12 protein-coding genes are annotated in these 13,423 nt (G+C 45.7%); 5 read left to right on the plus strand and 7 right to left on the minus strand.

Features of this window, described 5'->3' with window-relative positions; translation table 11 throughout:
- Nucleotides 1–251: 251 nt before the first annotated feature.
- From KIV40_RS14420 to KIV40_RS14435, 4 genes are read right to left on the minus strand one after another with little or no spacing between them, the layout of a single operon-like run.
- Nucleotides 252–929: a TVP38/TMEM64 family protein gene (locus tag KIV40_RS14420; protein WP_285349863.1), complete on the minus strand. Its 678-nt coding sequence runs from the start codon at nt 927–929 to the stop codon at nt 252–254.
- 41 nt (nt 930–970) lie between these two features.
- The gene (locus KIV40_RS14425) at nt 971–1,741 is read right to left on the minus strand and encodes a (Fe-S)-binding protein (RefSeq protein WP_285349865.1); all 771 of its coding nucleotides are present in this window, start codon (nt 1,739–1,741) and stop codon (nt 971–973) included.
- Entirely contained in the window at nt 1,738–3,534 is a 1,797-nt protein-coding gene (locus tag KIV40_RS14430) for an FAD-dependent oxidoreductase (protein WP_285349867.1), read from the minus strand. Before KIV40_RS14430 ends, KIV40_RS14425 begins: the two co-directional genes overlap by 4 nt.
- Nucleotides 3,535–3,554: 20 nt before the next feature.
- Nucleotides 3,555–4,538, minus strand: coding sequence for a rhodanese-like domain-containing protein (locus tag KIV40_RS14435; RefSeq protein WP_285349869.1), 984 nt, complete (start codon nt 4,536–4,538; stop codon nt 3,555–3,557).
- A gap of 301 nt (nt 4,539–4,839) precedes the next feature.
- Between KIV40_RS14435 and KIV40_RS14440 the strand changes: the two genes are divergently transcribed.
- The 4 genes from KIV40_RS14440 (at nt 4,840) to KIV40_RS14455 (ending at nt 9,882) form a co-directional block, all read left to right on the plus strand.
- The gene (locus KIV40_RS14440) at nt 4,840–6,645 is read left to right on the plus strand and encodes a PhnD/SsuA/transferrin family substrate-binding protein (RefSeq protein WP_285349871.1); all 1,806 of its coding nucleotides are present in this window, start codon (nt 4,840–4,842) and stop codon (nt 6,643–6,645) included.
- A complete protein-coding gene (locus KIV40_RS14445; RefSeq protein WP_285349873.1) occupies nt 6,635–7,231 on the plus strand; it encodes a response regulator transcription factor in 597 nt (198 codons plus the stop codon). The genes KIV40_RS14440 and KIV40_RS14445 overlap by 11 nt, the downstream gene beginning before the upstream one ends.
- Nucleotides 7,232–7,382: 151 nt before the next feature.
- Nucleotides 7,383–8,051 carry a hypothetical protein gene (locus KIV40_RS14450; protein WP_285349875.1) on the plus strand — a complete coding sequence of 223 codons (669 nt, stop codon included), beginning with the start codon at nt 7,383–7,385 and terminating at the stop codon, nt 8,049–8,051.
- A gap of 340 nt (nt 8,052–8,391) precedes the next feature.
- A complete protein-coding gene (locus KIV40_RS14455) occupies nt 8,392–9,882 on the plus strand; it encodes a SulP family inorganic anion transporter (protein ID WP_285349876.1) in 1,491 nt (496 codons plus the stop codon).
- A gap of 79 nt (nt 9,883–9,961) precedes the next feature.
- On the opposite strand, the gene KIV40_RS14460 is transcribed toward KIV40_RS14455, so the two are convergent.
- Nucleotides 9,962–10,405 carry an META domain-containing protein gene (locus tag KIV40_RS14460; RefSeq protein ID WP_012128273.1) on the minus strand — a complete coding sequence of 148 codons (444 nt, stop codon included), beginning with the start codon at nt 10,403–10,405 and terminating at the stop codon, nt 9,962–9,964.
- A gap of 220 nt (nt 10,406–10,625) precedes the next feature.
- Here KIV40_RS14460 and KIV40_RS14465 point away from each other — a divergent pair, with 220 nt between their 5' ends.
- A complete protein-coding gene (locus tag KIV40_RS14465) occupies nt 10,626–10,874 on the plus strand; it encodes a DUF1289 domain-containing protein (protein ID WP_010646041.1) in 249 nt (82 codons plus the stop codon).
- A gap of 117 nt (nt 10,875–10,991) precedes the next feature.
- Here KIV40_RS14465 and KIV40_RS14470 read toward each other — a convergent pair whose 3' ends face one another.
- Together KIV40_RS14470 and ushA are read right to left on the minus strand one after the other, a co-directional pair.
- Nucleotides 10,992–11,213, minus strand: coding sequence for a hypothetical protein (locus KIV40_RS14470; protein WP_038889567.1), 222 nt, complete (start codon nt 11,211–11,213; stop codon nt 10,992–10,994).
- 444 nt (nt 11,214–11,657) lie between these two features.
- Entirely contained in the window at nt 11,658–13,394 is a 1,737-nt protein-coding gene (gene ushA, locus KIV40_RS14475) for a bifunctional UDP-sugar hydrolase/5'-nucleotidase UshA (protein ID WP_012128270.1), read from the minus strand.
- Nucleotides 13,395–13,423 lie beyond the last annotated feature (29 nt).

Raw genomic sequence — 13,423 nt, forward strand, 5'->3', positions numbered from 1 at the left:
TATGGGTATAAACCACGCTGGAAGCTCCTTTCCCTCAAGGTGGATAGTAATCTATCTCGCTTTATTATCAACGCGAATTTGATAATAGATTCAGAGAATTACTCGCCTTGTGAGGTCATACCAATCCACGTCAGTTTTTGGCCTTAAAAGTCACCAATTGAAGGGCAAAGTGTGAGCAAATTAGTAGCAATGAAAAGAGTGCAACTCCCGATAAGTCGCACTCTTTTGGCGTCAATAATGGATAGACCGGATTACTTCGCTAATTCTTCCATGTTGATGCCTTTTTTCTTCGCGATGTATTTTGGAATTAGAGACATGCCAAACAACACAAGGCCTGCCACTGCAAATTTCACTAGCAGCATCGCAGACACACCGTTTGTTGCGATATCACCCGCCATGTAAGCGAAAATGAATGCACCTGGTGCCATTGTTAGTAGCGAAACCAGAGCGTATGTGCCAAGGTTTAGGCTGGTTAGACCGTAAGCGTAGTTCTGTAGGCTGAATGGGAATACAGGTACTAGACGCGTTAGGATCAAGAAGCTTCTACCATTTGCTGCTACGCCATCATCGATTTTCTTGAAGATTGGGTTGTCGCCAAACTTCTTCATGATGGTATTACGAAGCAGGAAGCGCGCAACGATGAATGCTGCCACTGCGCCAAGCGTTGCGGAAAACAGCGCCAATACCCCACCTTTGATAGGACCAAATACGATACCTGCCACAATGGTGAACGCACTGCCCGGAAGTAGGAAAACACACGCAAACACGAATGCTGCTACGAATACGGCGTAGCCCCACACACCAAAGCTTGCGATCCAATCTTGTAGACTCTTGATGTCAGTGATGATTTCAAGAATGCCAGTTTGTTTTGCCGCGAACAGAGCAATAGCTACAACAGCGACGATAAGAGCGATTTTTACGAATTTCATAAGTTCAACTTCACTTAAACCTAGTAATTAAAAAGAGATAGCTACACAGACATACACTTGATCAGACCCGCTTTTGATTTGTAGCGGTTGAACCAAGCTTTCACAGGGCTAGCGAGCACGTTGACTGGCGGTTCATCGCCTTGCATGATCACAGGACCGAACATCAGATCCAGAATGTGCCAAGACTTCGTGCCAACACCCATCATGGATGCACGACAAGCTGAGCAATAAACTACGACGTAGTCAGTCTCGAACTCTTCAACTCGGCGCTTGATTACACGCTTGGCCACGTCTGGGTTTGCTGGCACAACCATGCCGCCGAAGCCACAGCAGCGCGTGTTTTCGCGTGTGTGTTCTGGTTCTGAGGTTTTGTAACCAAGCTCGTTTAAGATCCAACGGATCCCGTCTTGCAGTTCTTTCTCGTAGCGAGTTGAACAAGAGTCGTGAATGGTAAATACCACATCACTGTTTTTCGCTTTACCGCGTAGCGCTTCTGGCAGACCGATTTCTGGAAGCAGTTTCCACAATGAAACCGGCTTTTGTGTGCCACCAGATTTCTTGATCATGCCGTAGCAGCTTTGACATGCCACGATGACTTCTTGTGCGTCCAGCTTATCGAAGTCCGCTTGAAGCTGGCCGTAACGCTCTTTGAACTTCTCTGTTTGACCGATAGCCGCAGTCGGTTTGCCGCAGCACTTCTGGACTGCGCCCATTTCAGGGAATACTTCTTTTAGGTAGCTTGCGATTGCTGCTACGCCTTCTGGTGAGTAGGATGGCAAGCTGCATCCTGGCATAAATACTTTATTACTCATTTTGTCGATACCGCTCGTTTTGCCATAGTGAAGATTTTTGAGAAGCCCAGCTTCTGGTGCATATTGATTGCTTTGTGACCCGGCATTGGTGATTCACCATTGTTTGCCTTAACAAAGTCAGCACGTGCGCCTAGGAACATTTCCTTCATAGGGAAGTCTTTCGGACATACGATGGTGCACTGGTCACAGGCGTTACATGAGTAAGCCATCAGTGGGTCCATTGACTTGTTGTTCACAAAGTCAGAGAAGATGGTCTTTGGACAGTCACTGAAGTCGTTCATCATGATGCACTCGGTCATACATAGCTTGCAGCTACATTGCAGACAGCGAGATGCTTCTTGTTTGATTTGTTCTTCAGTAAAGCCTAAATCCACTTGTGCAAAATCTTGCTTACGCTCTTCAGCGTTACGCAATTCACCGTGTAGGCGAGGGGTATCTACCGTACCTTTTGGTAGTGGCACGTCTAGACGAGATGAGTAGCTGTATTCTTGCTCGAAGTCGCGATCTTCAGTCAGTGGACGAGCCGTTAGGAAACGCTCAACACTTATTGCGGCTTTGCGACCTAATGCCATCGCTTCAATCACGATGTTACCGCCACACGCGTCACCGGCGACGAAGACGTCTTCTAGGCTAGACGCTAGCGTTTGTTTATCGACTACATAACGGCCGCCGCGAGTTTGTTCTAGTGCGCCGCCAGTGATGTCTGCAACGATTTGGCCCGTCGCGAAAACAACCGTATCCACAGAGATGGTTTTGCTTTCTTCGCTGTATTGAGGAGCAAAATTACCTTGCTCGTCGAAGATAGACAGTACTTTCTTGATCGTAATGCCGGTTACTTTGCCGTTCTCATGTTCAATAGCGACTGGGCCCCAACCTGCGTTGAACTCGATGCCTTCTTCTAGTGACTCGTCGATTTCGACTTGGCTTGCAGGTAGGTTTTCAAGGCTCTCAAGTGAGCATTGGTAAACGTCGCTTGCACCAATACGCCATGAAGAGCGTGCACAGTCCATTGCAACGTCACCACCACCGATAACCATCACGCGTTTACCTGCACGTGGGAATTGGCGAGTTTCAGAAATCTCTTTTAGGTACTCAACGGCAGAGAACACACCATCGTTGTCATGACCCGGCAGAGGGATGATAGAACCTACGTGTGCACCGTGAGCCAGAATCACGGCATCATGTTCGCTACGTAGAGTGTCGAAGCTAATGTCTTTGCCGATCTCAACGCCAAACTGAGTTTTAATACCCAGCATCGCTAGGTAGCTGTATTCGAAATCGATAACATCGCGTGGTAGACGGTATTCAGGGATACCCACACGCATCATGCCGCCGTATAGTTCTAGCTTTTCGTAAATCGTTACTTCGTGACCTTGACGACGAAGTTCGATCGCTGCTTGAGCACCTGCAGGGCCAGCACCTACGATCGCAATGTGTTTGTTCGTTAGAGGGGCAATGTTGAGATCCCAGTGATCTTGGTTATCCATTTTCTCTGCAACGAAACGTTTGATGCCCGCTACGCTGATCGGTTGACCGAACTCTGTGTTACGACGACAAGACGCTTCGCAAGGGTGGGCACAAATACGACCAAGAGTTTGAGGAAGGAATAATTTGCTGCGGATCAGATCCAAAGCGCCTTGGAAATTACCTTCGCCTGCCATGCGAACGTACTGCTTTACGTCCGTCTGCATTGGACATGCGGTTTGACATGCCGGATCGGCATCACCCATACAACCATCGACAATCGTTTGAGCGGTGTCGAATAGATTTTGGCTAAAAATTACATTGTTCATTCACTGCGGTTCCGTGTTGATTAGTTCTTGCCGTTGATAACGTTCACTTCAGGATTCTTTTGCTCGTAGTGAGCGTGGCTGTATTCGATCCATGAGCCGTCGTAGTTGTAGACGCCTTTTGCACCGAGGACTTCAGTAAGAATCATGGTGGTGTGGGCTGAGCGAACACCAGATTGGCAGTAAGCGATGACTTTTTTGCCTTTGATGATGTCGCCGTAAAGGGCTTGCAGTTCTTCTGCTGATTTCAGCGTTGTGTCTTCGTTCAGCGCTTTAGTCCAGTTAATGTGAACACTGCTTGGGATTGTGCCAGGGCCGTACGCACCAGAAACCGCAACCTCACCGTTGAACTCGTCGTTGCTGCGAGTATCTAGGATCACCCAATCAGGGTTGTTTTGCGCAGCAATAACCATGTCTAGCGTGGCTAGGGCATTGTTATCTTGTTGTGCGTTAGGTGCGTTGTATTCAACCGCTGCCACGCTTTGGTTTGCAGAGCCTGTTGGGTAACCAGCGCCCATCCAAGCGTTCAAGCCACCGTCAAGGTAACGAACGTCTTGGTGACCAAGATTATGGATTTGCCAGTAAAGGCGAGCTGCATCGTGGTGAGAGCCCGCGGCATAAACCACGATTGTGCTGTCTGCTGTCGCGCCGAAGCTGCCCAGAATCGTTTCCATTTCTTCTGTGCTGTTTCTCATACCGCCGAAGTCGTAGGCGTCTTCAGCTGCTGAATAATCGTTACGCCACATAGTGTAAGAGCCAGAAATAGGGCTATCTGGTTTGATAGGGTTTAGCGCACCGATCACAACCAAGTCTTTGTCACCGTCCATCAGCGACTTCAGTTGTTGTGCAGAAATGAAGTGTTCAGGGTGAGCGTACTGTGTGAACTTCTGCTCTTGAGCAGAAGCATCCACAGTCACAGCCTCAGCCGAAAACATCGTCTTGTAAGCTGAGTAGCCAACCGCTGTAACAGCGACTAACACACCCAACGCAATCGTCGATTTTTTCATGAGTTGCTTCCATATATTAATTTAAAGTTTTGCTGCCGAACCTTCGATGGTTCGACAGATAGAATGCTTTTGAAGGGGGAGTACAGGCATGAACGTTTTTTATTCATTTTTGGTGTTCATGATTTAAAACAGGTGAAAATGCGCTCTATCCCTTTATGGGTAAGGCATTCTGAGGAAATCGTTTAAATGCCGATATTGTGGTTTCCCACAATAATGATGTGGGATTGATCTAAAGCAACAAAGTAGCAGGGGGGAATGGTGGTAAAATGCACCAAAGCCGTATTTTGGTAGTGTTTTGTAAGTGATTGATAATTATTCTAAAAAGTTTATTCTTTTCATTTTTGCTCTCTCTTTTTTCTTCACCTCTTTTGCTTTTGCTAATGACCAAAAAGTACAGAGAACAGACTACGATGTGGGTGTTTTAGCGCTGCGTGGACACGCACATGCGCAAGAAGCATGGCAACCGACTTTGGATTGGCTGGAGACTCAGAATCCTGGCTATCAATTTAACCTACATACTTACGATTTCGACCAGCTTGAAGATGCATTTTTGCACGGTTGGCTCGACTTCATTCTGACCAGTCCAGGGCAGGCGACCAAACTTGCTCGCGAATACCCAATCAACTGGTTGGCAACGCAGAAAACCGCTTACAGTGATTTACCAAATAAGTCGATTGCTTCAGTGGTGGTTGTACGTGAAGAATCGCCTTTTAAAACACTGAAAGACATCAATAAAGCCAATGTTGCGGCGGTATCGGAAAAAGCGTTTGGTGGTTTTCTCGCGCTGCGTTACGAGCTCGATAAACTGGGCTACTTCAAATCATCATTCTTTGAAAAGATCCACTTTACTGGCCCACCGACGGATCAGCTGATTTTGGACGTGATCGAGAACGATCTCGATGTGGCGATCGTTCCTGCTTGTACGTTGGAGAACATGGCGAAAGAGGGGCGTATTCAACTGCATAACCTACGTGTATTGAATGAGAAGCGTCCTGCAGATTCAGTTTGCGCGGTGAGTACGCCACTGTACCCAAACTGGACGATGGCGATGACGGAACGTGCACCAGTCGATGTTGGTCAGATGGTGGCACAAACCCTATTCGCAATGCCAGAAGACCACCCTGCAGCGATTGCTGCAAACAATGTCGGTTGGATGCTGCCTGCACCGAGCATCAATGTAGATAAAGTTTACAAGCACTTAGACATGCACCCGCTGCAAAAATCTTGGGGACAAAAAGCGCAAGAGTGGCTGCATAAGAACCAAGCCATTGCGATGGCGTCTTTACTGACTTTACTGTTGTTGACGGGCTATCACTTCTGGCTGGAGTGGAAGTTTCAGCGCAGTCGCGAAACGCTAAAAACCACTATGAATAATTTGCGCCGCAAGAGTTCCATGCTTGAGCACGCGCAGCGAATCACCATTGTCGGTGAGCTTGGTAGTAGCCTGGCGCATGAAATAAATCAACCTCTGGCGGCAATAAAGAACTACAGCCAAGGGGCTAAGGTACGTATGGAGCGAGGTGCGACTGCGGAAGAGATGGCACCAATCCTCGATAAAATTCAACAGCAGGTTACTTCTGCAAGTGACATTATTCAGCGCCTTCGCAGCTTGATAAACAAAACGCCAATTGAAAAGAGCTGGGTGGATTTAGCTTCGTTAATTGAAGAAGCAATGAAGCTGGTGGATTACGAGTTTCAACGACACCGAATTCAATTGGGAGTGCTTTACTCTGGCGAGCCACAAAAAGTCTTTGCTGACGCCACTGGTTTGCAGCAAGTCATTCTCAACGTTTTGAACAACGCAAAAGACGCCTGTTTGAGCCATTTGCCGAAACGGAAAGACTTGTACGTGGATCTGCACGTTAGCTTTTGCGATGAGATGGTGATTATCGATGTGATGGACAATGGCATTGGTATCGAAGAGCAAGAGACACTATTAGATCAAGCCTTCTACACCACCAAAGAAAATGGGCTGGGCTTAGGTTTGGCCATTTGCCGTGATGTGCTTGATGCCCATCAAGGCAGCATTCAATTTAGGTCAATTGATCCAACAGGGTGTCAGGTGACCATCGTTTTACCGTATCAGGAGGCTTGTCATGAGTCGTAACCTTTGTTCGCTTTATATTGTTGATGATGAAGAACCAGTATTAGAGTCCATGGCGTTTCTGTTAGAAAGCTATGGCTATGAGGTTGAGACTTTCTCTAGTGGGATAGATTTTCTAAATGAGGTCAATTTGTCTGCACCTGGCTGTGTTTTGCTTGATAGCCGCATGCCAGACCTACGCGGGCAAGATGTTCACCAAATGATGAACGAGAAACTCAGCCCAATTAGCGTGATTTACCTGACTGGACATGGTGACATTCCAATGGCGGTGGATGCGCTAAAAGATGGCGCACTTGATTTCTTTCAAAAACCAGTCGATGGTAACGCCCTTGTGATGGCGGTGGATGATGCGATGGTGCAGTCACTCAAAAATGATGAGAAGTTGAGCGCTAAGCAGGTGCTACAGAGCCTCACTAAGCGTGAGAGAGAAGTTCTCGGTTTGGTCGTCAAAGGGATGAAGAACCAAGAGATGGCGGACTTATTGTGCGTATCTTTGAGAACGATTGAGGTGCACCGCTCTAACGTGATGAAGAAGCTCGAAGCAGAGAGCTTAGCGGTGTTGATCCATAAAGTAGGGCATTTAATCTAGTTTGAACGTGTTTTGGTATCGATACATGAAAGTATTTAGGTCGAAATATTTATTGTAACCTAATGATATCTAGGGAAAGGTTTGCTCAATTGATATCAGGAAGATAACATCAGCAACCAGAATAAACCTTAATCTTGGCTAGAACTTAACTATGTTTGTCGATACCGTTAAAAGCGCTTTTTCTTCTCTGAGTACTCATAAACAAGCGATCGCAAAAGCAACCGCGTTACCCATCCTCCTCTCAATTATTCTGGATCTTCTATTAAGCAAATCAGAAGGTGACGGTGCTACTGTCTTAGTGCAAATTTTGATGGCATTACTGTCTGCCATTGTGGCTATCAACGTACACAGCATCATTTTGAAAGGCCCTCAATCGGTACCTCAGTGGGGGCGTTTCACCTTTGGAAAGATCGAAATGTGGTTTATTGGCCACTACTTGGCAATGACAATCGCCGTTGTTGCGGTTGCGGCGCTTTTCGCAATGATTAATGTGGCACTTGCCGCCATCGCGTTGCTGGCGCTAGGTGTTATTTGCCGTCGACAGGTACTTGTGTTTCCTGCGATTGCCATTGGTAAAGGTGTCTCTTTCCCTTATGCATGGAATCTGACTAAAGGCCATACTTGGTACATGATGGGCGTGGTTATTTTAGTGCCGCTTCTGTTCGGGTTGGCGATGTCGCCATTGGCGTTTTTGCAACTGCCTTTCTTAATGAGTCTACTGAGCTTTGTAGTCACCATCATAGGGATTGCAATTCTGTCTAAAGCGTATGAGCAATTGAGTGGTTTTGACGGGGAATCTTATTTTCAGCAGTCATTCTGATGCTTAAATGAAAATAAACTTCGATATAACAAAGTGTTAATGATGCATAAGCGCTTCCTTTGAGAGGCGCTTTTTTATTGTTGTTTGTAGATGGATTCACCTACTTTTGTAAGAATTTATTACAAATTACATTTTTGAAGTGATATAAAGCACACCTCTGATGAGGCCAGTCCTGTTTTTTACTGTCTCATTTCGAGGAAACCATGAATTTTTAATTGACGATTAAGGAAGGTGCTTTTTGCTCATTAGTCCGCCCTAGAACGATCTCTCAGATGCGTTTGCATCAATCCCTTCACCGTGCGCAATGCACCAATTAAGGCAATACGTTTATGAGAGATTTATGTTTAAATTTACAAAAGATACTTGGTTCAACAATGTTAAAGGAGATTGTTTATCAGGAGTTGTTGTAGCACTGGCACTCATTCCAGAAGCTATCGCATTCTCTATTATTGCGGGACTCGACCCTAAAGTGGGTTTGTATGCCTCGTTTTCCATCTGCGTCGTGATTGCGTTTACAGGCTCAAGGTCCGGAATGATTTCCGCGGCAACAGGAGCGATGGCGTTATTGATGACCACCTTAGTTAAAGATCATGGTTTGCAATACTTGCTTGCCGCATCGTTTTTCGCTGGTGTGCTGCAACTGTTAATCGGCTATTTGAGGCTAGGGGATTTAATGCGTTTTGTATCTAAGTCTATTATGACAGGGTTCGTTAACGCTTTGGCAATTCTGATTTTCATGGCTCAACTGCCTGAACTGACTGACGTTTCTTGGCCAGTTTATGCTTTGACAGCATTAGGGTTAGCCATTATTTATCTGTTTCCATACTTACCAAAAATCGGCAAAATGCTGCCTTCTCCATTGGTGTGCATTATCTCGGTGACAGTGGTTGCGTTGATGTTTGATATCGATATTCGAACCGTTGGCGACATGGGTGAACTGCCCAGCGCGCTCCCTGTGTTCATGATTCCCGATATTCCTTTCAACCTCGAAACTCTACAAATCATTTTCCCTTATTCGTTAGCACTAGCCATTGTTGGTGTACTTGAATCATTAATGACAGCATCCATTGTGGATGAGCTTACGGATACCGAAAGTGAAAAGAATGATGAGTGCAAAGGACAGGGCATTGCGAATATGGTCGCGTCTCTGTTTGGTGGGATGGCTGGTTGTGCGATGATTGGTCAGTCAATGATCAATATTCAGTCTGGCGGTAGAACACGTTTATCAACGCTTTGCTCCGGTGTGTTTTTGCTGGTCATGGTGGTGTTTTTGGGAGATTACCTAAAGCAAATCCCGATGGCGGCACTTGTGTCAGTGATGATCATGGTCTCCATTAGTACCTTCTCATGGCGCTCTCTTGCGGATATGCGCAAGCACAGCTTGCCGACGAACGTGATTATGGTTTCTACGGTGATTGCTGTTGTGGCTACCCACAATCTCGCAATCGGTGTGCTGGTAGGCGTTTTATTAGCGTGTGTTTTCTATGTGAATCAAAGCCGCACCTTGATGAAGGTTTCGGATGAAGTCATTGTCGATAACGACCATACGATTCACAAAGTTCATGGGCAAATCTTTTTTGCTTCTGCTTACAGCTTTACCGATATGTTCGACTTTGATACTGCGACGAAATATATCACGATAGATTTTTCCGATGCGCATTTTTGGGATATCACCGCGATATCGGCACTGGATAAAGCGATTCTTAAGTTTCGAAAAGGGGGCTCGATAGTCGCCGTGACCGGCATGAACGAAGCGACGCTGGATATGATTGATCGTCACGCGGTTTATGACGATCCAGAAAAGCTTGCTAAACAAGATATGGGACATTAGAAGCAAAAAAAGCAGCCATTGGCTGCTTTTTTAGAGACTTATTCTGTCAGAGACCGATTGCCTCAAAACGAATACGGGATTAGTTTACCCAGTCACGCAATTCGAACGTTAGTTCGTGGTCTGCGTTTTTCAATACTAGACCTTCGTTAGTCAGAGTAATGTCGCTCCAATCAGAAAGCGTTTCAGACATTACTTTTTCAATCTTCATTTGGTCTTCCATACACATCTTCATGGTCATGCCCATTTTCTCGATGCGTAGTTGGTTGTCTTTCAGTTCTGCTTGACCGAAGAAGTTGTTACAACCAGCGTTGCCGTTTGCAGTTAGGTTTTCACCAATCTCTAGGCGAGGAGCTTGACGCTCTTCTGCAGCGATGTTTTTGCCATCGATTTGAACCAACTGCCAGTTGTGGTGTTGTAGATCTTGAGCCGTAATTTCTTTCACATTGTCACCGTTGCTAGCGCATGCAGTCATTAGAACTGGAAGTGAGATTGCTGCTACTAACGTTTTTAGGCTAAGCTTCATTTTATTGACTCCGTTTTTAGAAAACGTGGTAAGTATAGGTAATAAAACACTGTTTTTGTCAGCATACGGTTATGGTTTCGTATGTTTTTAAACACGGCGTATTTTATAACAGAGATCCCATTCTCGGTATTGAAATTCACCGAAAACTTCGAAATTTCTTATGGTTATTTGATTATAAACGTATCGGACTCAAATAAGTGAGCGGAAGAACGGGTTGAGCATGGAGCAATTGGAGTTTTTTACCGTCCCAAGTCCTTGTGTCGGAGTTTGTACGTCTGACGAAAAAGGTTATTGCAAGGGATGCATGCGTAAAAGAGAAGAGCGGTTTAATTGGCTGAGCTTTACTCCTGCGCAGCAGTTGCACGTAATTAAGCTGTGTCGTCAGCGATACAGAAGAAAGGTATTAGCAGGGAAGGGTAAAACAGAGTTGCCTCAAGATGATGCCTCACCGCAACAAGATCTGTTCTAGTTATTCATCCTATCGTTCTCGTTTCATAATGATTCCCGGCCAGTTTGAAATGATTATCCAAAAGAGAGCCGGGAAATTCCTATCCATTTTTTCGCCCAACAATATGAGCGATTGGCGTTATTTTAATGACCATTGGTCGCTTACCCAGCCTCCTGCTTGTTCGTCGAAGTGACTCCCAGCGAAGCGGTGATTTTGTTCTACCTCTAATTTACTTGTGGGCAATTCATCCATCAATTGGTGAATGTATTTTGCCATTGGGTCAGTACACGCTTCACGCTCTTTACGGGTGACCACTTCTTTAATTATCTGCAGTCTATAGCTGTTGCTGGCTCGTTTCATTTTTGACCTCCAGAACTCGATGGCAGCAGTTTGAACACATTGGCGTTCAGATCTCTGCTCATTAGCGAGAGCGTAGAAGCCCATCGCTTTCGTTTGAAGTCCGAGAGACAAATTGTTTGAGAGCAGTGTTTGTAACGCCATTCACATCTTTCCCAGAATCATTTTCTGTGTGAATCAAAAAGACTCCTAAAACTCAGTTAATGAATCTGCTTATTTGAAAGACCTTATCAAACATAGAAGTCTCGAACAGGGGCGTCAATAACACAAATGAACAATTTTTGAACGATTTTTGAAGGTGGCGTTTTATCAGAGATTTAGCGCCAATAAAAACACCGGAGCGCTTGGGCTCCGGTTGGTCTTAGAGTCAGTCTGACACGCCTTTGGTTCGATTGTTATGCAACCGAATGGCTGTCAACATCTAAGTGTAGACAAGAATAGTGCAGATTAGCTACCTGTCGCAGGACAGCCTTTCACCGCTTCACCGTTGCTAAAGTATTCGATGTTGCCTAGGTTCTTGTTGTAATCTTCTGCAGAAATCTGAGGGTTCTTAACGAAGAATTCACGTAGTACAGATGCATCTGTCATTTGAGTAGACTCAACATCAATAATTGGGTAATCATCACCACCCGCAGCGCTGAAGCTGATTACAGAGAAGGTGTAAGTTTCTGCTAGATCGAAACCTTTACCGTTGATGTCTGTAATCGTTACGTCGCTCGCATCACAATCGACAGTTAGTTTGATGTTATCAAGTTGAGCGTAAGCACCAGAACCTGCTGACTTAGTCGCTACTACGTCTAGGTACTCTTTCACTTCTGCACCCGTCATGGTTGCTTTAGTCACGAAGTTACCGAAAGGTTGTACCGTTAGTACGTCGCGGTAAGTGATATCACCTGCTGCGATTGAATCACGCACGCCACCTGAGTTCATTACACCGAAGTCAGCGTTAACTAGCTCGTAAGTACGGTACGCTTCACCCAATAGGTGGCCAAGGTTTGTTTGTTGAGAGCGAACTACGCTACGGTCACCTTCAAGTTTACCGTCAGTCTCAGAAACTTTTACGTCTAGTAGTTCTTGACCTTGGTCTTGGTATGGTTGCAGTGTTGATTTCACTGTTGCGTCAGGTTGGATCTCTTCACCGATGAATTGGTAGTCACCATTTTCATCTTTCGCTTTAAGGTTAACTGGAATCAGCTCGTAGCTCGCTAGGTGAAGCTTGTCATCGTAGTATTCAAAGTCCGCACGACCTACGTATTTACCCCACTCATGTGCTTGCATGATCCAAGTACCGTTTTGGCGGTCAGGCATACAGTCGTCGCCAGGTTTGAAGTCTGCGTAGTCGTTAGTACCTGGTTCCATACACACAGGGTTCTGTGAGTGACCACCGATGATTGCATTTAGCTTACCGTCTTTTACTGAGCGAGCTAATAGAACGTCACCAGGTGCTTCGCTACCGTGTTGACCATCTTGGTAGTGGCCCATGTGCGTGGTTGCAAATACTAGATCAACGTCTTCATTTGCTTCAATTTCACCTAGTACTTTTTGAATCTCTACTTGTGGGTCTTCGAAGTAAATAGTTGCTACGTTATCTGGGTTTACCAGTTTCGCTGTGTCTTTTGTTGTCAGACCGATTACGGCAACTTTAAGGCCGTTAACTGTGAACACTTGGTAAGGGTCGAAGTAACGCTCGTCGGTAACATTGCCATCAGCATCTTTTTTGTAGATGTTCGCTGCTAGCATTGGGAAGTCTGCTAGCTCTGCTTGCATGTCTAGTACAGACAGTGCGTTATCAAATTCGTGGTTACCAACCGCCATTGCGTCGTAACCTAGAAGGTTCATACCTACGAAGTCTGGTACTGCATCTTGCATATCTGACTCTGGAACACCTGTGTTGATGTCACCACCAGACAGCAGAATGGTCTCACCACCGTTTGCTTCTACTTCTGCGCGAATAGAGTCGATAAGCGTTTTACGTGCAGCCATGCCGTACTCGCCTTTGCTGTTTTCCCAAAAACGACCGTGGTTGTCGTTAGTGTGAAGAACCGTGAACTTAGTACATGACTCAGCGGTAAAACACGTGTTTACGTCACCATCAGGAGCTTGAACGATAATGGTCTCATCATCAGAACAACCTGCCATGGCAATACCGACCGAAAGTACCAAAAGGGATTTGGAAAACTTCATAAGGGATCCTTTCTTTGTGATTTTGTTAT

The organism is Vibrio sp. D173a (assembly GCF_030248475.1).